The sequence below is a fragment of the Tropicibacter alexandrii genome (genome assembly GCF_003667315.2).
Taxonomy (GTDB): Bacteria; Pseudomonadota; Alphaproteobacteria; order Rhodobacterales; family Rhodobacteraceae; genus Tropicibacter; species Tropicibacter alexandrii.
Genome location: NZ_RCTZ02000020.1, coordinates 14,045 through 33,684 on the forward strand (window position 1 = coordinate 14,045; position 19,640 = coordinate 33,684).

At 67.9% G+C, this 19,640-nt stretch carries 18 protein-coding genes; 13 read left to right on the forward strand and 5 right to left on the reverse strand.

Features of this window, described 5'->3' with window-relative positions:
- The first annotated feature begins 1 nt into the window (after position 1).
- The 8 genes from D8Z78_RS19555 (at position 2) to repC (ending at position 8,767) form a co-directional block, all read left to right on the forward strand.
- Entirely contained in the window at positions 2-760 is a 759-nt protein-coding gene (locus D8Z78_RS19555) for an SDR family NAD(P)-dependent oxidoreductase (RefSeq protein WP_121634567.1), read from the forward strand.
- Positions 757-1,620, forward strand: a complete 864-nt coding sequence (locus D8Z78_RS19560; RefSeq protein ID WP_121634568.1) for a polysaccharide deacetylase family protein — start codon at positions 757-759, stop codon at positions 1,618-1,620. The genes D8Z78_RS19555 and D8Z78_RS19560 overlap by 4 nt, the downstream gene beginning before the upstream one ends.
- Positions 1,617-3,158, forward strand: a complete 1,542-nt coding sequence (locus tag D8Z78_RS19565) for a gamma-glutamyltransferase (RefSeq protein WP_121634570.1) — start codon at positions 1,617-1,619, stop codon at positions 3,156-3,158. Before D8Z78_RS19560 ends, D8Z78_RS19565 begins: the two co-directional genes overlap by 4 nt.
- Entirely contained in the window at positions 3,155-4,096 is a 942-nt protein-coding gene (locus D8Z78_RS19570) for an ABC transporter ATP-binding protein (RefSeq protein WP_128910868.1), read from the forward strand. Before D8Z78_RS19565 ends, D8Z78_RS19570 begins: the two co-directional genes overlap by 4 nt.
- Positions 4,093-5,079 (forward strand): ABC transporter ATP-binding protein, encoded by a 987-nt coding sequence (locus D8Z78_RS19575; protein ID WP_121631898.1) that lies wholly within the window; start codon positions 4,093-4,095, stop codon positions 5,077-5,079. The genes D8Z78_RS19570 and D8Z78_RS19575 overlap by 4 nt, the downstream gene beginning before the upstream one ends.
- 276 nt (positions 5,080-5,355) lie before the next feature.
- The gene (gene repA, locus D8Z78_RS19580) at positions 5,356-6,537 is read left to right on the forward strand and encodes a plasmid partitioning protein RepA (protein ID WP_206169716.1); all 1,182 of its coding nucleotides are present in this window, start codon (positions 5,356-5,358) and stop codon (positions 6,535-6,537) included.
- 13 nt (positions 6,538-6,550) lie between these two features.
- Positions 6,551-7,519 carry a plasmid partitioning protein RepB gene (gene repB, locus D8Z78_RS19585; protein WP_121631899.1) on the forward strand — a complete coding sequence of 323 codons (969 nt, stop codon included), beginning with the start codon at positions 6,551-6,553 and terminating at the stop codon, positions 7,517-7,519.
- 156 nt (positions 7,520-7,675) lie between these two features.
- The gene (repC, locus tag D8Z78_RS19590; protein ID WP_164933020.1) at positions 7,676-8,767 is read left to right on the forward strand and encodes a replication initiation protein RepC; all 1,092 of its coding nucleotides are present in this window, start codon (positions 7,676-7,678) and stop codon (positions 8,765-8,767) included.
- A gap of 25 nt (positions 8,768-8,792) precedes the next feature.
- On the opposite strand, the gene D8Z78_RS19595 is transcribed toward repC, so the two are convergent.
- Both D8Z78_RS19595 and D8Z78_RS19600 read right to left on the reverse strand, forming a co-directional pair.
- The gene (locus D8Z78_RS19595; RefSeq protein ID WP_121631901.1) at positions 8,793-9,506 is read right to left on the reverse strand and encodes a response regulator transcription factor; all 714 of its coding nucleotides are present in this window, start codon (positions 9,504-9,506) and stop codon (positions 8,793-8,795) included.
- Positions 9,503-10,687 carry a GAF domain-containing sensor histidine kinase gene (locus tag D8Z78_RS19600; protein WP_121631902.1) on the reverse strand — a complete coding sequence of 395 codons (1,185 nt, stop codon included), beginning with the start codon at positions 10,685-10,687 and terminating at the stop codon, positions 9,503-9,505. The genes D8Z78_RS19595 and D8Z78_RS19600 overlap by 4 nt, the downstream gene beginning before the upstream one ends.
- Positions 10,688-10,929: 242 nt before the next feature.
- Between D8Z78_RS19600 and D8Z78_RS19605 the strand changes: the two genes are divergently transcribed.
- The 5 genes from D8Z78_RS19605 to D8Z78_RS19625 all read left to right on the forward strand — a co-directional run bounded on the left by D8Z78_RS19605 (position 10,930) and on the right by D8Z78_RS19625 (position 16,193).
- Positions 10,930-11,949 carry an ABC transporter substrate-binding protein gene (locus tag D8Z78_RS19605; RefSeq protein ID WP_121631903.1) on the forward strand — a complete coding sequence of 340 codons (1,020 nt, stop codon included), beginning with the start codon at positions 10,930-10,932 and terminating at the stop codon, positions 11,947-11,949.
- Between the two features lie 68 nt (positions 11,950-12,017).
- Complete coding sequence (locus tag D8Z78_RS19610; protein ID WP_121631976.1) at positions 12,018-13,412, forward strand: sugar ABC transporter ATP-binding protein; 1,395 nt, start codon at positions 12,018-12,020, stop codon at positions 13,410-13,412.
- Complete coding sequence (locus tag D8Z78_RS19615) at positions 13,412-14,335, forward strand: ABC transporter permease (protein WP_121631904.1); 924 nt, start codon at positions 13,412-13,414, stop codon at positions 14,333-14,335. The genes D8Z78_RS19610 and D8Z78_RS19615 overlap by 1 nt, the downstream gene beginning before the upstream one ends.
- The gene (locus D8Z78_RS19620; protein WP_121631905.1) at positions 14,332-15,267 is read left to right on the forward strand and encodes an ABC transporter permease; all 936 of its coding nucleotides are present in this window, start codon (positions 14,332-14,334) and stop codon (positions 15,265-15,267) included. The genes D8Z78_RS19615 and D8Z78_RS19620 overlap by 4 nt, the downstream gene beginning before the upstream one ends.
- The gene (locus tag D8Z78_RS19625; protein ID WP_121631906.1) at positions 15,264-16,193 is read left to right on the forward strand and encodes an SMP-30/gluconolactonase/LRE family protein; all 930 of its coding nucleotides are present in this window, start codon (positions 15,264-15,266) and stop codon (positions 16,191-16,193) included. Before D8Z78_RS19620 ends, D8Z78_RS19625 begins: the two co-directional genes overlap by 4 nt.
- On the opposite strand, the gene D8Z78_RS19630 is transcribed toward D8Z78_RS19625, so the two are convergent.
- From D8Z78_RS19630 to D8Z78_RS19640, 3 genes are read right to left on the reverse strand one after another with little or no spacing between them, the layout of a single operon-like run.
- Positions 16,190-16,492, reverse strand: coding sequence for an AtuA-related protein (locus D8Z78_RS19630; protein ID WP_121631907.1), 303 nt, complete (start codon positions 16,490-16,492; stop codon positions 16,190-16,192). The two genes, D8Z78_RS19625 and D8Z78_RS19630, sit on opposite strands and share 4 nt — an antisense overlap.
- Positions 16,479-17,774, reverse strand: a complete 1,296-nt coding sequence (locus tag D8Z78_RS19635; RefSeq protein WP_121631908.1) for an acyclic terpene utilization AtuA family protein — start codon at positions 17,772-17,774, stop codon at positions 16,479-16,481. Before D8Z78_RS19635 ends, D8Z78_RS19630 begins: the two co-directional genes overlap by 14 nt.
- Positions 17,771-19,639, reverse strand: coding sequence for a TRAP transporter permease (locus D8Z78_RS19640; RefSeq protein ID WP_121631909.1), 1,869 nt, complete (start codon positions 19,637-19,639; stop codon positions 17,771-17,773). Before D8Z78_RS19640 ends, D8Z78_RS19635 begins: the two co-directional genes overlap by 4 nt.
- Between the last annotated feature and the right edge of the window lies 1 nt (position 19,640).

Here is a 19,640-nt window from a genome sequence, read left to right on the forward strand (position 1 = left end):
CATGGATTTCGGAGACGACTTCAAAGGCCGCCGCGTGGTGGTCACGGGGGCTGCGGGGGTGATGGGCCGCGCGCTGGCCGAAACCTATGACGCGGCCGGGGCAGAGGTCTGCCGCGCCGACCTGTCCGCCGATGGCCTGCCGGGGTTTGCCGTCGCCGCCGACCTGACCACGGACGAAGGCCTGCAAACGCTGCTGGACGCCGTCGCGGACCGCTGGGGCGCGCCCGACGTGGTGGTGAACAACGCCGCCGTCTACCCGTCCGCCTTCCTGCTCGACATGACACCCGCCGACTGGGACACGATCATGGACCTGAACGTGCGCGCGCCGGTGATGCTGATGCGGGGCTTTGCGCTTCAGATGATCCGCGCGGGCGTGCAGGGCTGTTTCGTCAACATCTCATCCGGGGCCGCGCGCAAGATGCGCCGCACCGCCGTCACCTATTGCGCGTCCAAGACTGCGCTCGACCGCTTCACCAAGGGGTTCGCGCTGGAACTGGCCGAATTCGGCATCCGGGTGAACTGTCTCGAACCCGGGTTCGCCCCCGGCAGCGCGGTCTCTGCGCTGAGCCAGGAACATATCGACCGCGTGACCAACAACATCCCGCTCAAGGCGCAGACGACCAAGGCCGATATCGGCGCCGCCGCCTTGTACCTGTCGTCCAGCGCGGCAAAGAACGTCACCGGCACCTCGCTGGCGGTGGATGGCGGCAATTCTGCGGGCGTCATGGACGTCTATCAGGACAAGAAGCACCCGCTATGATCTGGGAAGCGCCCCCCTATAGATGGCCCCACGGCCACCGCGCCGCCGCCTGTTTCAGCGTCGATGTCGATGCCAATTCGCCCTATCTGTGGGAACAGCGCGCGCAGATGCCCGGCACGCTGGCCCGGATCGAGCATCGCGCCTACGGCATGCGGCGGGGCCTTGCGCGCATGGTCGACATGCTCGACAGCCTTGGCATCCGCGGCTCGTTCTTCGTGCCCGGCGTGGTGGCCGAGGACAACCCCTCGCTTCTGCCCGGCCTTGTCGCCCGTGGCCACGAGGTCGCCCTGCACGGCTATTTCCATGAGCTTGTCGGCGACATCACCGACGCGCAATTCACCGAGGCGCTGGAACGATCTCTGGACCTCTTCGAGACGCAGACCGGCGAACGCCCGCGCGGCTTCCGCTCGCCCGCGTGGGAGATGACCCCGCATATGCTGGCCGAGTTGCACCGCCTGAACCTGTGGGATTCCTCGCTGATGGGGCACGACCTGCCCTACACCATCGGCGGCGTGACCGAAATTCCCGTGCGCTGGGACAATGACGACGCGATCTTCTTCAAATTCCTCGGTGCCGGGGACCGCCCGCCGCGCTCGCCGCTGGAGATCGGCGCGACTTGGCGGCACGAGGCCGAAGCCCAGATCGACGATGGCGGGCTGTTCATGCTGACCGTGCACGACTGGATTTCCGGCCGCGCCGCCCGCATCGCCATGCTGCGCGAGATCTGGCAAGACCTCGCGGACAACCCCGATGTCTGGGTGGCCACCTGCGGCGAGATCGCCGCGCATCACGCCACCCAAACCGCGCTGGAGGTGGCCCCCACCCTGCCCCGCGCCGTGAACGAAAGGGACAGCCGATGACAGCCGCGCAGTCTTGGGACATCAGCAAACCGCAGGTGCGCGGATCGCACGGTCTCGTCGTCGCGCAAAACGCCGAGGCCGCGCAGGCCGGGGCCGATGTGCTGGCGCGCGGCGGCAACGCGATGGACGCCGCCGTCGTCACCGCCTGCGTGCTGTCCGTCGTCGAACCGTGGCTGTCGGGCCTTGGCGGCGGCGGCTTCCTTCTGCACGCAACCGCCACCGGTGACGTGCAGGCGCTGGACTTCAACCTTGTGACCGGGTCGGGCACCGATCCGGCCGATTATCCGCTGTCGGGCGCTTCGGGCGGCGATTGGTTCAACTGGCCCGCGGTCAAGGACGACCGCAACCTGATCGGCCCGACCTCGATCTGCGTGCCCGGGGCCGTCGCCGGTCTGGCCGAGGCGCTGGCCCGTCACGGCACCCTGTCTTGGACCGAGGCGCTGGCTCCCGCCATCGACATGGCGCATCGCGGGATGCGGGTGGACTGGTTCGCCGATCTCGCCCTTGCCATCGACACGCCGGGGCTGCGCCGCGATGCCACCGCCGCCGCGCTGTTCCTCGATGGTCCCCGCACCCCCGATCCCGACGACCCCACCGCGCGCCGCCTGCCGATGCCCGCCAAGGCCGCGATGCTGGAACGGCTCGCCAGCGCCGGGGCGCGCGATTTCTACGAGGGCGCGGTGGCCGCCGATCTGGCGCGTGACCTCGCCGCCATGGGCGCACCCGTCACCGCCGCCGATCTGGCCGCCTACCAGCCGCGCTGGCTGACCCCCGCCCGCGCCCCCTATCGCGACCGCGAAATCTGCACCACGCCCGGCCTGTCCGGCGGGCCCAGCCTGCTGGCGGCGCTGGCCCGCCTGCCCGACCCGCTCGCCCCCCGGCCCGAGGCCGAGCGCGCCGCACAGATCGCCGACGCCATCCGCGCCACCTATGAACACCGGCTGAAGACGCTGGGCCACGCGGCGGGCCCCGGCGACTGCACCAGCCATGTCTCGGTGATCGACGCGGCGGGCAACATGGTGGCGCTGACCAACACGCTGCTGTCGCGCTTCGGGTCCAAGGTGGTCTCGCCCGCGACCGGGCTATTGCTGAACAACGGCATGATGTGGTTCGACCCCCGCCCCGGCCAGCCCAATTCGATCGCGCCGAACGCGCGCCCCTTGGCCAACATGACCCCGGTCATCGCCTTGCGCGACGGTCGCCCCGAGATCGCCCTTGGCGCGGCGGGCGGGCGGCAGATCTTTCCGGCGATCCTGCAGGTGCTGTCGAACCTGATCGACCTTGGCCTCTCCCCCGAGGACGCCATGCACGCGCCCCGCATCGATGCCAGCACGCCGACCATTCTGGTCAACCGCCGCGCGGGCAGCGACGTCGCCACCGCGATCAGCGCCCGCCACCCCGTCCAGATCACCGAGGACACGGTCTATCCCGTGCAATTCGCCATCCCCTCGCTGGTGCAGGCCAGCGCTGGCGGCGCGATCGGCGCGGCGCATCCCAACAGCCCTTGGGCCAGCGCCGTGGCGGCCCCCCCGGCATGAGCCTGCTCGACCTCTCCGACCTTGCCATTCAGGCGGGGGAGCTGTCGCTGGTCGATGGCGTCACGCTCGACGTGCACCCGGGCGAGATCGTCGCGCTGGTCGGCGAAAGCGGCTCTGGCAAGTCGCTGACCGCCCTGTCCATCGTCGACCTGCTGGGCGAGGGGCTGCGCGTCACGCGCGGCAGCCGCCGGTTCGACGGGGCCGACTTGACGCCAAAACGCCTGCGAAAGCTGCGCGGGCAGGACATCGCCATGATCTTTCAGGAACCGGTCTCCAGCCTGAACCCCTTGATGCCCGTGGGCGCGCAGGTCGCCGAAAGCCTGATCGTCCACGGCACCGCCTCCGAGAGCGAGGCGCAGAGCGCCGCCATCGACATGCTGCGCCGCGTCGGCATCCCCGATCCCGACCGCCGCGCCACGCAATTGCCCGCCGAGCTGTCGGGCGGCATGTGCCAGCGGGTGATGATCGCCGCCGCGCTGATCTCGCGCCCGCGCCTGTTGATCGCGGACGAGCCGACCACCGCGCTCGACGTCACCATTCAGGCGCAGATCCTGTCGCTGATCCGCGACCTGACCCGCGAACAGGGCACCGCCGTGCTGCTGATCACCCATGACATGGGGGTGGTGGCGGAAATGGCCGACCGCGTCTGCGTCATGTATGGCGGGCGCGTGGTCGAACAGGGCGCGGTACACGACCTGTTCGCCGCCCCGCGCCACCCCTATACGGACATGCTCTTGCGCACCATGCCGCGCCCCGACGACCCACCCAAGGAACCGCTTTTCGCGATCAAGGGCAGCGTGCCCGGCCCGCGCGACTGGCCCAGTGGCTGCCGCTTTCGCAGCCGCTGCCCGCGCGCCGATGCAGCCTGCACCGAACGCCCCCCGCTGCAGGGCGATGGCCACCGCGCCGCCTGCTTTCACCCGATGAGGCCGACATGACGCTTCTGCAGATCGAAGACCTCAAGGTGCACTTCCCCGTGCGCACCGGACGTTTCGGCGGCGGCAAGGGCACCGTGCGCGCCGTCGACGGCGTCAGCCTGTCCATCGATGCGCGCGAGACGTTGGCGCTGGTGGGCGAATCGGGCTGCGGCAAGTCCACGCTGGGCAACGCGGTGCTGGGCCTCGCCCCGGTGACCGCCGGCACCATCCAGTTCGACGGGCAGGACCTTGGCACCCTAAGCACCGCCGCCCGCAAACGCCTGTGGCGCGACATGCAGGTGGTGTTCCAAGACCCGGTCTCGGCCCTGAACCCACGCCGCAGCATCGCCAGCAGCATCGCCGAGCCGCTCATCATCCACGGCTGGTCCGGCAGTATCCCCGACCGCGTGACCGAGCTGATGGAGCTGGTGGGCCTCAACGCCGACCAGCGCACCCGTCGCCCGCAAGCCCTGTCCGGGGGGCAGCGTCAACGGGTGGTCATCGCCCGCGCGCTGGCGCTGAATCCCCGGCTGATCATCTGCGACGAACCGGTCAGCGCGCTCGATGTCTCGATCCAGAGCCAGATCCTCAACCTGCTGATGCGCCTGCAGGCCGAGCTTGACCTGTCCTACCTCTTCATCAGCCACGATCTCAGCGTGGTGCGCCACATCGCCGACCGGGTGGCGGTGATGTATCTGGGCACCGTGGTCGAGGACGGCCCCGCAAGTGCGGTGTTTTCCGACCCGGTACACCCCTATACGCAGGCGCTGATGTCGGCGATCCCCCTGCCCGACCCGTCCCGGCGCGACCGTGGTGACCGCGTGCTGCTGCAAGGCGACCTGCCCAGCCCGCTCGACCCGCCCTCCGGCTGCCCGTTCCGCACCCGCTGTCCGCTGGCCGAGCCGCGCTGCGCCGAGACCCGCCCTGCCCTGACCCCGCAAGGCCCCGGCCACCGCGCCGCCTGTCTGGTGCAGGACCGCAATCCGGGCGGGCCCCCGGCCTGACGGGCGCGACTCACCCGCGCATGGGCGCGCCGACCGGCCCGCGCGGGCTTGCGCTTCGGCCAGATGGCCGAAAATTTCGTCCACAGGCGTCCAATCATGAATTACCGTTTTATTTCAATGGATAAGCCGCCAATCCTTGTGCAAAACATGAAACGCGGCGCGCGGCCTGTCCGGGCCGGACACAGGAAACAGTTGCCAACACCCCCTCCCCTTTCGTAAAGAAACGGAAAATATGGCGTTGGCGGAAACCAGCGTTCCTGACGAGGCGCAGAACAGATGGCGGTGACAGAACCCATCCATATCAATACCCGTATCCGGGAAAATGCGCAAAGTCTGGCCAGCGCGCTGGAACAGCACCTGCTGAAAAGCTTTGCCCCCGATGCGCGCAAGCAGTTGCGGCTCTTCTCCGCCGGAGAGGCGGCGGACCTGTTGGGCATTTCCCCCAGCTTCCTGCGCAAGCTGCATTTCGAGGAACGTGTGCCCGAGGTCCACACCACGCCGGGCGGGCGCAGGCACTATTCCGCCACGGATCTGCTGGCGATCCGCCGCATCCTCGAAGACAACTCGCGCACCACCGGCACCTATCTCAAGGGGCGGCGCGACGGCGACAAGGTGCAGGTCCTGTCCTTCCTCAACTTCAAGGGCGGCTCGGGAAAGACAACCTCTGCGATCCACGCCGCACAGCGTTTCGCGCTCAAAGGGTATCGCGTGCTGGCGGTCGATATCGACCCGCAGGCCTCGCTGACCTCGCTGTTCGGCTACCAGCCGGAATACGATTTCCTCCACGAAGGCAGTCTCTATGACGCCATAAGATACGAAAACCCCCTGCCCTTTTCCTCGATCATCCAAAAGACCTATTTCCCCGGTCTCGACCTCGCCCCCGGTGGTTTGATCCTTCAGGAATTCGAGCACGAGACCCCCACCGCGCTGCGCACCAACATCCAGCCGCCGTTTTACGCGCGCATGGCCGCCGCGCTGCAAGAGGTCGAGCAGGATTACGACATCATCGTCTTCGATTGCCCGCCGCAACTGGGCTATCTGACCATGTCGGCGCTGTGTGCCTCGACCGGGGTGCTGATCACCGTCGTGCCGAACATGCTCGACGTCGCTTCGATGTCGCAATTCCTGCAAATGAGCGCCGATCTGCTCGACGTGGTGTCCAATGCGGGCGCGCGGATGGAGTTCGACTTCCTGCGCTTCCTCATCAACCGCTACGAGCCCTCCGATGGCCCCCAACAGCAGGTCGTGGCTTTCCTGCGGCAGTTGTTCAGTTCCGAGGTCATGACCTCGCCCATGCTGAAATCCACCGCGATTTCGGATGCGGGCCTGACCCAGCAGACCATCTACGAGGTCGAGCGCAGCGCCTTTCACCGCGCCACCTATGACCGCGCGATGGAAAGCCTGAACGCCGTCAACGACGAGATAGAGACGCTTTTGCAGACCGCATGGGGCCGCTGAGAAAGGACACGACATGGCACGTAAAGGCATTCTGAGCACCGGGTCCGACACCCCTGCCCCCTCGCGTCGTCCGACCCCCGCCGCGCCGCGCGGTGCCGTGGGTGCGCTGCAAAGCTCGCTGACCAAATTGCAGGAAAACGCCGTTCAGGAAATCGACGCTGCGCGCATCCACGATGCCGGGGTTGTCGACCGTCTGGGCGCGCATCCCGAGGACGACGCCCAGCTGCGCGACAGCCTCGCCACCTATGGCCAGCAGGTCCCCGTTCTGGTCCGCCCCGATGCCGACCATCCCGGCGAGTTCGAGATCGTCTATGGCCGTCGCCGTCTGCGCGCGCTCAAGGCGCTGGGTCTGCCGGTCAAGGCGCTGGTGCGCCATCTCGACGATCAGGCCTTGGTGCTGGCGCAGGGTCAGGAAAACACCGCGCGCAAGGATCTGTCCTTCATCGAGAAGGCCAGCTTCGCCGCCCAGATGGAGGCGCTGTCCTATGACCGCCAGACCATCGCCGCCGCGCTGTCGATCGACATGCCGATGGTCAGCCGGATGCTCAAGGTCGGGCGCGCCTTCGATATCGACTTTCTCCGCCATATCGGCTCGGCGCCCGGCATTGGCCGCGACCGCTGGCTGAAGCTGTCCGAGGTGCTGCAACGCCCCGGCCGCGCCGATCAGGTCAACGCCCACCTGCCGCAGCTGACCAGCATCGAGGACAGCGATGCGCGCTTCGAGCAGGTCCTCGCCTGGGCCGAGGGCCAAGCCGCGCCAAAGCCCTCGCGCAGCCCCAACACGCCGACCCGCAAGGTTACCAGCACCGCCGGATACACCATCGCCCGCGTCAAGCGCACCGAGGCGGCGCTGACCCTGACCCTGCCCCATGGCGACGCCCCGGCCTTTACCGCTTGGGTCGATGAACAGGCCGAGGACCTCGTGCAGGACCTCTATGCCCGCTGGATCAAATCCCGCGCGGATCAACAAAACGAGCAGTAACAAAGGAGGCACGACCCAAAGACGAAAAAAGCCCCCCAGGACAGGTCCCGGAGAGCTCACTCATTTCTCGCACTCTTGAGATAGCAGGTCCCCCCTGATCCTGTCAACGCCACCGATTCGGTGGACGGGATTTTTTTGCCTTTCGTGATGCAAAACATGACGGACCTGTCCCCCATTCCCGGCGGGCAGCCGGTCGAGACATGCCCACAGGCTGGCCCCGCGCCGGTTGACAAATGGGCGCTTCTCGACGCGCTGACCCATGCCGCCCCGGATTTCGGCATCAGCCACCGCACGCTGAGCGTGCTGCGCGCGCTGCTGACCTTCTTCCCGGATCGCACCCTACCCGCGCAGCGTGGCGCGGGTGTCGTTTATCCATCGAACCGGACCCTGTCGCAGCGGCTGAACGGGATGCCCGAAAGCACCCTGCGGCGGCATCTGGGAACGCTGGTGCGCAGCGGCTTGATCGACCGGCAGGACAGTGCCAACCGCAAGCGCTTTGCCCGGTTCGGGGTGTGCTTTGGCTTTGACCTGTCCCCCCTCGCCCGCTTTGCCGAGGCGGTGTTTGCCGCCGCCCATCAGGCGCAGCACCGCAAGGCCCAAGAGGACGCCCTGCGCGCGGTCATCGCCGCCACGCGCCAAAGGCTGATCGAGGAAGGCACCCCGGCGGACGACCCCTTGCTCGAAGAGGCCCGGCTGTGCCAGCGCCGCAAACTGCCCTTGGAGGTGCTCGAAGAGCTGTCCGAGCGGGTGGAAAACCGGCTGACAATCCCCGCGCGCCCCGCGAAAATGAGCGCCAGCGACAGCCAGACTGAGCGGCACATACAGACTACAGATAAATCCATTTCTGTATATAACCCCGCCCCCGCGCAAAATGATCGACCGCCCGCCATCGAGGAGGTGCAGTCAGTTTGCAAGGAATACCAAGCCTATTTTCCAACCGAGCACCCGGATTGGCGCGGTCTGGTCTCGGTGTCCGACCGGTTGCACCCGATGCTTGGGATCGATCAGCAGGTCTATGCCCAAGCCCGGCAGACGCTTGGGGCGGAACGGACGGCGACCATCGTGCTGTGCATGCTTGAAAGCCTTGAGACCATTCGCAAGCCCGGCGCCTATCTGAGGGCGCTGGTGCAGCGCGGCGAAAAGGGGCTTTTGAACCTGCCCGGCATGGTGAAATCGCTGAAGGCGCGCCAGTTGCGGGGCAAATTGTCAGCTGACAATTTTGGGGGTCTGGCAAAAGTTGCGGGCTAAATTGTCAGCTGACAATTTTTCCGCCCTAGCCTCTGCCCGCCTGCCACCGGTCGAAATCACGCTGCGCCGTTTCCAGCGTTTCGATGTTCAGCGTCCGGGTGACAAGCGCCCTGTTCAGCGCCCGCACCCGCTTGTTGATCGGCAGGTCCTCGTGCGCGTCATCGACGCCCAGCTTGTCATAGAGCGACAAGAGGCGGTTCTGCACGGTGCGCAGCGACATGCCCCGACGCTCTGCGATCAGCCGGTCCTGAAGCCCGATGGCGAGGTCCAGCAGCACCGCGTACTCGCTGTCATCGAGAGAGGTGCGGGGCTGGCCCTTGGCCCGTTGCAGGCGGTGGATTTCGCGGTCGACCATGATCTGGCCTTCGATCAGCACCGCGCGCAGCGCCAGTTTCAGCCGGTCGCGCGGCGCGGTCTTGAGCAGGTAGCCATAGGCGCTGTCCTCGGGGACGATGGCAGATATGCCGCGCAGATACGCTTCGTCCGCGTAGTTCGACCAGAACAGGATGCGCGTTTCCGGGCGTTCCTGCCACAGCGTCCGGGCCGCCTCGATCCCGTTGCGCTGGGACATGCGCAGGTCCATCACCACGGCGTCGATGGCCATGGCGCGGGCCTCTTGTTCGGCCTCGTCGCCATTCTGCGCGTGAAAGATCTGGGTGACTTCGGGCAGGGTCTCGACCAGCACATCCTCCATGTAGGAGGCGTGGAACTGGTCGTCCTCGACAAGCAAGACCTTCATGACTGGACCCTCAAGGTGACGCGGATGGTGGTGCCCTGATCGGGGATGATGTCCAACCCGGCCGAGATCAGCCGGGCGCGGGTGCGCATGTGCATCAGCCCGGATTGCCGGGCGGGCGTCGCGGGAATGCCGCAGCCATCGTCCTGCACGGTGACGGTCAGAGTCGAGGGGCCGGGCTTGTCAACCGTCACGGCGATGCGGCTGGCGCGGGCATGGCGGGTGGCGTTGTTGATCGCCTCTTGGGTGATGTGGAACAGCGCGCTGCGCACGGTCGGGTCCAGCTGGTCGGGGGCGCCGTCGGTGCGGTCGGTGACGTCCAGTTCGGTGGCCGCATCGCCCGAGGCGCGTTCCAGATGCACCCGCACCGCATGGGCAAAGCCGAACAGGTCGAGCAGGGTCGGCACCGCCTCGTCGATGATCCGCCGCAGGTCGGTGATGGTCTCGCGCAGGTGGCGGGCCAGCAGGTCGCGGGGCAGGGGAGGCTCTGACGTGACCTCGCGCAGCAGGCGCGACAGGTCGGCCAGCGTCTGGTCGTGCAGGTCCATGCCGACGCGCTGGCGTTCGTGCTCCAGCGCCTGCGTCAGTTCCAGCGCCCCCCGCCGCAGCCCTTCCTCGGAGGCCCGCCCGGCTTCGGGGGCACGCCCGGTGCGGCGGGCGCGTTCGGCGAGGTGCAGGATGTGGAACCACGGCGCCAGCACATCGGCGATCTGCTGCGCCAGCGTGACGGTTGACATGTCGTAGACCCCGATCCGCGTATCCGACAGGTTCAGCGTCCCGATCAGCGCGCCCATGACCCGCAGCGGCACGTTCACGCGGCTGCGCAGGTTGTGGTTCAGGATCGGCTCGCAGGCGGCACCGGGATAGGTGTAGCGGGGATCGGTCGTGGCGTCCTCGGTCAGCATGTGCGGGCAGTGGCCCTGCAGCAACTCGCGGATCGGCGCGTGGTCGATCCGGCCCGAGGCGCGGGACCAGCGGGTGCGGATGCCGACCTCGAAACTGACGAGCCAGCCGGGGCGGTCCAGCAGGCAGATGTCGCAATGCACAAAGGGGATGAGCGCGGCGATATCCGCCTCGACCGCGCCGAGCGCGGTGGCGATGTCGGTCTGGTCCGACAGGCGCGCGGCGATCTGCGCCAAGACGGCGTCGGGCGGGTCCCGGTCAAGGCGGGGTGCTGCGGTCATGTATCCTCCCTCGCGCGGGCCGTTTGGGTGGGTCTTTGCGCGATCCCGCAAGTTTGCGCCCATTGAGGGCAAAAGAAAACACCCGAACCCGCATCCCTCTTGCGGGTTCCCGCAACACTTCTGCGGCTGACAGCCTTTACAGGTCGATTGCCCCCCGGCACCATCGCCGCCAGTTCCGGAACCGAACAGCATAAGATCGGCCGGGGATGGAGAGCGCGATGCGCGCGAAAGGGAGGACAACCATGAAGACGTTACTGACGGGCGCAGCCACGCTGGCCCTGCTGGCTGGGGCCGTGCATGCCGAAAGCCATCTTGTATCGACGGGTGACAAGCGGATCGCCTTGTCAAACAACTATGCCGGGAATTCTTGGCGGCAGGCCATGTTGCAGACCTACGAGGACACCGCCGCGCAGGCCGTGGCCGACGGGGTCGTGGCGGCGGGCGATGCCTTTACCACCTCGGAAAATCAGGCCACCGAACAGGCGGCGCAGATCCAGAACATGATCCTGCAGGGCTATGACGCCATCGTGCTGAACGCGGCCTCGCCCACGGCGCTGAACGGCGCGGTCAAGGAAGCCTGCGATGCGGGCGTTGTGGTCGTCAGCTTTGACGGCATCGTCACCGAACCCTGCGCATGGCGGATCGCGGTGGATTTCGCGGCCATGGGCAAGGAAGAGGTCGACTATCTGGCAACGCGCCTGCCCGATGGCGGCAACCTGCTGGAAATCCGCGGCCTTGCCGGGGTCTTTGTCGATGACGAGATTTCCAAGGGCATCCACGAGGGCGTGGCCGAGCACAGCCAGTTCGAGATCGTCGGCTCGGTCCATGGCGACTGGGCGCAGGACGTGGCGCAAAAGGCCGTGGCGGGCATCCTGCCCTCGCTGCCCGAGGTGGTCGGCGTCGTGACCCAAGGCGGCGATGGCTACGGTGCGGCGCAGGCCTTTGCCGCGGCGGGCCGTCCGACCCCGCTGATCGTGCTGGGCAACCGTCAGGACGAGCTGAAATGGTGGGCCGAGCAGCGCGACGCCAACGGCTATGAAACGCTGTCGCTGTCGATTGCGCCGGGCGTGGCCTCGCTGGCCTTCTGGGTCGCGCAGCAGATCCTCGCGGGCGAAGAGGTGCCCAAGGACCTGACCGTGCCATTCCTCAAGATCACCCAAGATGACTTGGACGCGGCGCTGGCCTCCACCCCCGAAGGATCGGTGGCGAACGTGTCCTACTCGCTTGAGGATGCGCAGGGCGTGATCGCCGACGCCAAGTGAGCGCCTGAGACTGCTGACGCCCCGCGCCCCGGATGGGTGCGGGGCGCTTTTGGCCGCATGGGATCGACATGACAGAGACGGACAAGCCCGTGGTCGCCCTGCGCGACGCGGCAAAGCATTTTGGCCCGGTCAAGGCGCTGGATGGCGTATCGCTGAGCGTTGCGCCCGGCGAGTGTCTTGGGCTGGTGGGCCATAACGGCGCGGGGAAATCGACGCTGGTGAACCTGATCAACGGCACGTTCGGGCCGTCTTCGGGGACGGTCGACTTTCCCGGCGGGGCAGGGGACGTGCGGGCGGTGTTTCAGGAACTGTCCCTGTGTCCGAACCTGACCGTGGCCGAGAACCTCGCCATGGCGCATCCCGCGTTGAAGGGGGTGGGCTGGCGGCGGCCCGCGGGGGCTGAAATCCGGGCGGCGCTGGACAGGGTGTTCCCCGATCACGGGATCGATGCGGATGCCGAGGTGGATACGTTGACGATTGCCGAACGGCAGATGGTCGAGATCGCCATCGGCTTTGCCCCCCGTGGCGGCGCGGCGCGGCTGGTCATTCTGGACGAGCCGACCAGTTCCTTGGACGAGGGGATCGCGCGGCAATTGCTGAGCCATGTGAAGGCGTTCTGTGCGGCGGGCGGCGCGGTGATTTTCATTTCTCATATGCTGGGCGAGGTGTTCGACGTGTCCTCGCGCATCGTCGTTTTGAAGGATGGCACCGTGGTGGCGGATCGCCCGGTCGGGGATTTCACGCGAGCCGGGCTGGTCGATGCCATGGGCCACGTGGCGACCGAGGGCGCGGCGCAACAGGCCGCCCGCAGCGCCCCGGGCGAGGTGATCCTGCGCGCCGAGGGGCTGGAGGCAAGGCGCGGCGAGGTCGTTGGCCTGTCGGGTCTGGCGGGCCACGGGCAGGCGGCGGCGCTGGCGCGGCTGTATCTGGGGCTGAGTTCCGACTGGCGGCGGGGCAGGGGGGCCGGGGCGGTGTTCGTCGCCGGGGACCGGCCCCGCGACGGGGTGCTGCCGCTGTGGTCGATCCTGCGCAATGTCTCGATCTCGGTGCTGGGGCGGGGCTTGGTGGACCGTGCGGCGGAACGCAGGCTGGCCGAGGACTGGCGCAAGCGGATCGGCATCCGCACCGACGACCTGACCAACCCGATCCTGTCGCTGTCGGGGGGCAACCAGCAAAAGGTGCTGTTTGCCCGCGCGCTGGCCAGTGACGCGCCCATCGTGGTGATGGATGACCCGATGCGCGGCGTCGATGTGGGCACCAAACAGGATGTCTACGCGATGATCCGCGCCGAGGCCGCCAAGGGCCGCACCTTCCTTTGGTACTCGACCGAGACCGAAGAGGTCTGTCAGTGCGACCGGGTCTTCGTGTTCCGCAATGGCGAGATCAGCGCCGAGTTGACGGGCGAGCAGATCACCGAGGAGCGCATCCTCGAAGCGTCCTTTGAAATGCAGGAGGCGTCGTGATGCTTTCCCGATATCGGATCATTCTTCCGGTGGTGTCGCTGGCCGTGCTGCTGGCCGCGACCTTCTACATGCAGCCCCGCGCCATGAGCTATTTCGGGTTGAACCTGCTGTTCAACCTCGCGGTGCCGATCGCCTTGGCGACGATTGCGCAGATGATGATCATCATGGTCAACGATATCGACCTGAGCCTTGGGGCCTTCGTCAGCCTCGCGGCCTGCATCACGGCGACCTACCTGAACGACACGCCGCTGTTGGGGGTGCTGATCCTGCTGGGGCTGGTGGCGAGCTATGCTCTGATGGGGGCGGTGATCCATACGCTGGACCTGCCCGCCATCGTGGTGACGCTGGGCATGTCGTTCGTCTGGGGCGGGCTGGCGCTGTTCATCCTGCCGACGCCGGGCGGCGCCGCGCCGGGCTGGATCCGGACGCTGATGACGGTCAAGCCGGCCTTGGTGCCGATGGCGGTCTTGGCGGCGGTGCTGATCGCGTTGGTGACGCATCTGCTGGTGATCCGCTCGCGGCTGGGCACGGTCTTGCGCGGGGTCGGCGGCAATGCGCGGTCCATCGCGCGGGCGGGCTGGAACGTGACGGTGCTGAAGGCCACGGCCTACGGGCTGGCTGGGCTGTTCGGCGTGCTGGCGGGGATGGCGCTGGTGGGGCTGACGACCTCGGCGGATGCCAATATCGCGCTGCGCTACACGCTGCTGTCCATCGCGGGCGTGATCCTTGGCGGGGGCGAGTTCATCGGCGGCAAGGTCAGCCCGGTGGGCGCGGTGATCGGCGCGCTGACGCTGACGCTGGCGGCGTCCTTCCTGTCCTTCCTGCGGCTGTCGCCGGACTGGCAGATCGGCGCGCAGGGCGCGATCCTGATCCTTGTGCTGACGGCGCGGTTGTTGTTCTCACGCAGGGGGGCGGCGGCATGACTATGAGTGTGAAACCGTGGGTTTGGGCGTGGCTGGCTGCCGCGCAGGCCTTCGCGGCGACCTTGGTGCTGACCTCGGGGCGCGGGGCAGGGGAGCTGGCCTATGCGGCGCTGTCCTTTGGCGCCTTTGCGGCCATCGTCGGTATGGGGCAGATGCTGGTCATCACCTTGGGGCCGGGCAATGTCGACCTGTCGATCCCGGCGACGATGACACTGGCGGGCACGCTTGCGCTGAAGGTGATGGGGTCGGACCCCGGCACGGCTTGGCTGGGGCTGATCGTGGCGCTTGGCGTGGGTCTGGCGGTGGGCTGTGCGAATTTCGCGCTGATCTGGCTGCTGCGGCTGCCGCCGATCATCGCGACGCTGGCGGCGTCGCTGGTCTATCAATCGGTGGCGATCTGGTCGAACCGGGGCCTGCGGATCAAGCCGCCCGAGGGGTTGGCGGATTTCGCCACGGGCCGCCTGCTGGGCGTGCCGAACGTGGCGTGGGTGACGTTGGTCTTGGCGATTGTCGTCTGGGTGCTGCTGGAACGCGCGGTCTGGGGGCGGTGGCTGCTGGCGGCGGGGCAGAACCTGCGCGCCGCACGGCTGGCCGGGGTGCCGGTGCAGGCGGTGCGCGCGGCGACCTATGTGGCGGTGGCGGTGTTCGCCTCGCTGGCGGGCTACCTGCTGAGCAGCTTTTCCGGCGGCGCGGCGCTGAATATGGGGGCCGAGTACCTGCTGATGTCCATCGCCGTCGTCGTCATCGGCGGCAGTTCCATCGCCGGGGGCAATTCCAACGTGCCCGGCGTCATCGGCGCGTCGCTGTTCATGTTCCTCGTGGTGTCAATGCTGAACAGCTACGGCGCGGGGGCGGGCGTCAAGAGCGTCCTGACCGGCGCCATCATCATTGCCATCGTCATTGCCGCCAGCACCCGGAGACCCCGCGCATGATCACCCTTCCCCCGCATTTGCAGGTTCAGGACGACAGGTTCCTGTCGCTGGTTCACCCGATGTCGCGGCTGGACCGCATCGCCGAGGGCTTTACCTGGACCGAGGGGCCGGTCTGGTTCGGGGATCGCGACGCGCTGCTGTTTTCAGACATTCCCTCGCGGCGCATCCTGATGTGGAGCGAGACCACCGGCGTGACGCTGTACCGGGGCGAGAGCGGCTTCAACAATGGCAATACGCGCGACCGGCAGGGGCGGCTGGTGGGCTGTCGCCATGGCGCGCGGGACGTGGTGCGGACCGAGCATGACGGGCGGCTGACGGTGCTGGCGTCGGAGTATGGCGGCAAGCGGCTGAACTCGCCCAATGACGTGGTGGTCAGCAGCGACGGGGCGGTGTGGTTCACCGATCCGACCTATGGGATCATCTCGGATTTCGAGGGCTATCGCAGCGCGCCGGAACAGGACGCGCGCAACGTCTTTCGCCTGTCGCCCGAAGGGGACTTGACCGTGGTGGTTGATGATTTCACCCAGCCGAACGGGCTGTGTTTCTCGCCCGATGAGACGGTGCTCTATATCGCCGAAAGCGGGTCGAGCCATGATGACAGCGTGCCGTCCGTGATCCGGCAATTCGCGGTCGAGGGTGGGCGGCTGGCCGACCAAGGGGTGTTTGCCACCATCGACACGGGGCTGCCCGACGGGATGCGCTGTGACAGCGCGGGCAACCTGTGGTCCTCGGCGGCGGACGGGGTGCATTGCTTTGCTCCCGATGGCACGCTGCTGGGCAAGATCCTTGTGCCGGAAACCGTGTCGAACCTGTGTTTCGGCGGCGTGGACGGGCGGCGGATGTTCATCACCGCCACCTCCTCGGTCTATCGCGTCTTCGTCGATGCCGAAGGGGCCGAGCCGTGGACGCGGGGTCGGGGCCGCTAGGGGTCCAGCGGCATGTCCAGCAGCACCGAGGACAGGCATTTGCCATGGGCGTCCAGCGCCAGCGACCGCGTCACCCCGCCTTTGAGCGCGCCGCGCAGGACAAAGTTCAGCGCCCCCAGTTGCGGCAGGTCGTAGCGCGTCACCGCTTCGGGCGGGTGGCCAAGGCGGGCGGCGACACGGGCGACGGTCAGCCTGTCCCGCAACAGCCCGAAATCCGCGCGCCGGTAGGCGATCACCGAGATGTTCGAGACATCGCCCTTGTCACCGGTGCGTCCGTGGGCGAGGTCATGCAGTCTCATGGAGCGGCTCCAGCAGGTCGGCGCGCGGGGTGATCGCGCTGGCGGGGATCAGGGTCGAGGCGATGGCGATGATCTCCTTGACCGATTTGGTCACGCCGCCCCCGGCAGCCGGACCGCAGAGATACAGCGCCTCGACCTCTTGCGCGACGCTTTCGGCGGTGGCGCGGTCGGTGCAGCGCGTGGCGTAGCGCAGGCGCTGTTCGGTGTCGTTGCCGATCACATGGGCCAGCCTGTCTTGGATGCCGGGCGCGGTCAGCCGTTCGTCGAGGATCGCGCGGGCCAGATCGGCGCGGGCGCGGGCATTGGCCCCGGCATAGGAAATCTGCCCCTCGCCCAGCCAGCCATCGCGATAGGCGACCGAGACCTTGAGCGTGCCTGTCGGTGCGCGCCCCGTCGCCCCGCCGATGGCGACCCGGTCGGGGCCGGTCTGCTCCAGCGTGACGCCCGAGAAATCGGCGATCACGTCGGGTTGCAGATAGGCGGCGGGGTCGTGGATCTCGTAGAGCAGTTGCTCGGTGCAGGTGGCGGGGGTCACGAGCCCGCCGGTGCCCGGCAGCTTGGTCAGGGTGGCATTGCCGTCGGCCCCGACCTCGGCCAGCGGAAAGCCGACATGCGCCAGATCGGGCACGTCCTTGACGCCGGGATCGGCGAAATAGCCGCCGGTGACCTGCGCGGAGCATTCCAGCAAGTGCCCGATCAGCGTGCCGCGCCCGAGGCGGGTGTAGTCGTCCATCGCCCAGCCGAAGTGATGCACCAAGGGCGCAAGGAACAGCGCCGGATCGGAGGCCCGCCCGCAGATCACGATATCGGCGCCGCGCGCCAGCGCCTCGACGATGGCGCCGACGCCGATATAGGCATTGGCCGAGACCAGACGCGGGCCAAGCGCGCTTGCCGGTTGGCCGGTCTCGTCCAGCACGTGCTTGGCGACGCGGTCCGAGACGTCGTCACCGGTCACCGCGGCCACGGTCAGCGACAGGCCAAGCTCGGCCACGATGGCGCGGGCGCGCTGTGCCGCCGCGCGCGGGTTGGCGGCGCCCATATTGGTCACGATCTTGGTGCCGTTGCGGGCACAGGCGGGCAGGCAGGCGCGCAGGCGGCGCTCCATCAGCGGGTCGAAACCCGCGCCCGGATCGGCGAGCCGCGCCTGCTGGGCCAGCGCGATGGTGCGCTCGGCCAGACATTCGAACACGAGGACATCCAGCGCGCCCCGTTCGGCAAGGTCTTGGGCCGGGTCGATGCGGTCGCCCTGAAAGCCTGCGCCGCATCCGATGCGAAAACTCATGCGATCGCTCCCTTTTGCCGTTGGCCCAGCTTGAACGCGCCGATCAGCAGCGCCAGCGCCAGCAGGGGGGTCACGGGGTTGGGCCAGATCGCCAGCCCGATCACCACCAGCAGGATGGCGGTGTCCAGCAGCCGCGAACCGGTCAGCGCGGCGCCCACCAGCAGGGCCGGGACGGCCAGCACCAGCGCGGCACCGCCCATCAGCGCATCGGCAATGGCCAGCGGCCCGCCTTGCAGCAACATGCCGGGATAGAGCAGCAGGAGGAAGGGCACGAGATAGGTCACCGCGCCAAGGCGCACGGCATGACCGGCGGCGGGCAGCCAGTTGGTGCCCGCGATGCCCGATCCGACGAAGACGGCAACGCAGACCGGCGGCGTGATGACCGAGATGGTGGCAAAGTAGAAGACGAACAAGTGCGCGGCCAGCGGATCGACCCCCACGGCGGTCATGGCGGGCGCGAGCACGGCGGCCACCAGCACATAGGCGGCGGTGGTGGGCAGGCCCATGCCCATGATGAGGCAGACAAGCCCCACGATCAGCGCCACCAGCGGCACACTGTCCCCGGCCATCGACACGATCAGCGACGACAGGGTGACGCCGATGCCGGTGAGGTTGATCATCGAGACGAGGATCTGCGCCCCGGCCAGCAGCACGCCGATGATGACCAGCCCCTTGCCCGCATCCTCCAGCCCGTCGACGATCTTGGCGACCATCTGGCGCGGCGACAGCCGCCCGGCCTCGGTCACGACGAAGGCGATCAGCAGGCCCACGACGCCGTAGAAGGCGGCGGTGGCGATCGAGCGGCCCAGCCAGATGCCGATGCCAAGACCGCCAAGCGCGCAGAGGATCGGCGCGACGCGGCGCGGCGCGAGGATGGCTTTCCACGCGGGCAGCTCGTCCTCGGGGACGATGGCGAGGCCGCGCTTGATCGCGACGAAATGCACGGTGACGAAGACCGAGGCGTAGAACAGCACCGCAGGCACGATCGCGCCAAGGATGATGGTGGTGTAGGGCACGCCCAGAATCTCGGCCATGACGAAGGCGGCGGCCCCCATGATCGGCGGCGCGATCTGCCCACCGGTCGAGGCCACGGCCTCGACCGCGGCGGCGAAGGGGCGGGGGTAGCCCAGCCGGATCATCATCGGAATGGTGAAATTGCCGGTGGTGGCGACATTGGCCACGGCCGAGCCCGAGATCATCCCGAACAGACCGCTGGCGATGGTGGCGATCTTGGCCGCGCCGCCGGGCTGGCGGCCGCCCAGACGCATGGCAAGGTCCATGAAGGCCTGCCCGCCCCCCGAATGCAGCAGGAGCGCGCCGAACAGCACAAAGGCGGCGATCACGGTGGCGGCGACGCCGGTCAGCATGCCCCAGATGCCCAGATCGCCGAGAAAGATGGTTTCGGTCACGAAGGCGGTGTCAAAGCCGCGATGCCGCAGCGGACCGGGCAGCAGGTTGCCGAACAGCGCATAGCCGATCCCGGCCAGCACCAGCACCGGAAAGATCAGCCCGACGGTGCGCCGCCCCAGCTCCAGCACGGCGAGGACCAGCCCCACGGTCAGCGCCTTGTCCAGCGCGGTGGCCCAAGGCAGCGAGGTCATGATCTCGTCATAGTGCCAGACCACGTAGCCGCAGGCCGCAAGGACCACGGCGCAGAGCGCCAGATCGATTGCCAGCCCGACCGGGCGCCAGCCTTTGCCGGCGCCCAGCGGATACAGCGCAAACCCCAGAGCCGTCACCAGTGCCAGAAAGAGGGCGCGCTGGATCAGGCCCTCGAACGGGCCGGTGGCGGCGGTGTAGAAGACGAAGACACCGACAAGGATTGCCAGCCCCTTCTGGATGGTCTGGAGTTGCGCGAGACCCATG

Coding starts and splice junctions, on each gene's coding strand:
- D8Z78_RS19555 (WP_121634567.1), top strand. CDS start 2: ATGGATTTCGGAGACGACTTCAAAGGCCGCCGCGTGGTGGTCACGGGG.
- D8Z78_RS19560 (WP_121634568.1), top strand. CDS start 757: ATGATCTGGGAAGCGCCCCCCTATAGATGGCCCCACGGCCACCGCGCC.
- D8Z78_RS19565 (WP_121634570.1), top strand. CDS start 1,617: ATGACAGCCGCGCAGTCTTGGGACATCAGCAAACCGCAGGTGCGCGGA.
- D8Z78_RS19570 (WP_128910868.1), top strand. CDS start 3,155: ATGAGCCTGCTCGACCTCTCCGACCTTGCCATTCAGGCGGGGGAGCTG.
- D8Z78_RS19575 (WP_121631898.1), top strand. CDS start 4,093: ATGACGCTTCTGCAGATCGAAGACCTCAAGGTGCACTTCCCCGTGCGC.
- repA (WP_206169716.1), top strand. CDS start 5,356: ATGGCGGTGACAGAACCCATCCATATCAATACCCGTATCCGGGAAAAT.
- repB (WP_121631899.1), top strand. CDS start 6,551: ATGGCACGTAAAGGCATTCTGAGCACCGGGTCCGACACCCCTGCCCCC.
- repC (WP_164933020.1), top strand. CDS start 7,676: ATGACGGACCTGTCCCCCATTCCCGGCGGGCAGCCGGTCGAGACATGC.
- D8Z78_RS19595 (WP_121631901.1), bottom strand. CDS start 9,506: ATGAAGGTCTTGCTTGTCGAGGACGACCAGTTCCACGCCTCCTACATG.
- D8Z78_RS19600 (WP_121631902.1), bottom strand. CDS start 10,687: ATGACCGCAGCACCCCGCCTTGACCGGGACCCGCCCGACGCCGTCTTG.
- D8Z78_RS19605 (WP_121631903.1), top strand. CDS start 10,930: ATGAAGACGTTACTGACGGGCGCAGCCACGCTGGCCCTGCTGGCTGGG.
- D8Z78_RS19610 (WP_121631976.1), top strand. CDS start 12,018: ATGACAGAGACGGACAAGCCCGTGGTCGCCCTGCGCGACGCGGCAAAG.
- D8Z78_RS19615 (WP_121631904.1), top strand. CDS start 13,412: ATGCTTTCCCGATATCGGATCATTCTTCCGGTGGTGTCGCTGGCCGTG.
- D8Z78_RS19620 (WP_121631905.1), top strand. CDS start 14,332: ATGACTATGAGTGTGAAACCGTGGGTTTGGGCGTGGCTGGCTGCCGCG.
- D8Z78_RS19625 (WP_121631906.1), top strand. CDS start 15,264: ATGATCACCCTTCCCCCGCATTTGCAGGTTCAGGACGACAGGTTCCTG.
- D8Z78_RS19630 (WP_121631907.1), bottom strand. CDS start 16,492: ATGAGACTGCATGACCTCGCCCACGGACGCACCGGTGACAAGGGCGAT.
- D8Z78_RS19635 (WP_121631908.1), bottom strand. CDS start 17,774: ATGAGTTTTCGCATCGGATGCGGCGCAGGCTTTCAGGGCGACCGCATC.
- D8Z78_RS19640 (WP_121631909.1), bottom strand. CDS start 19,639: ATGGGTCTCGCGCAACTCCAGACCATCCAGAAGGGGCTGGCAATCCTT.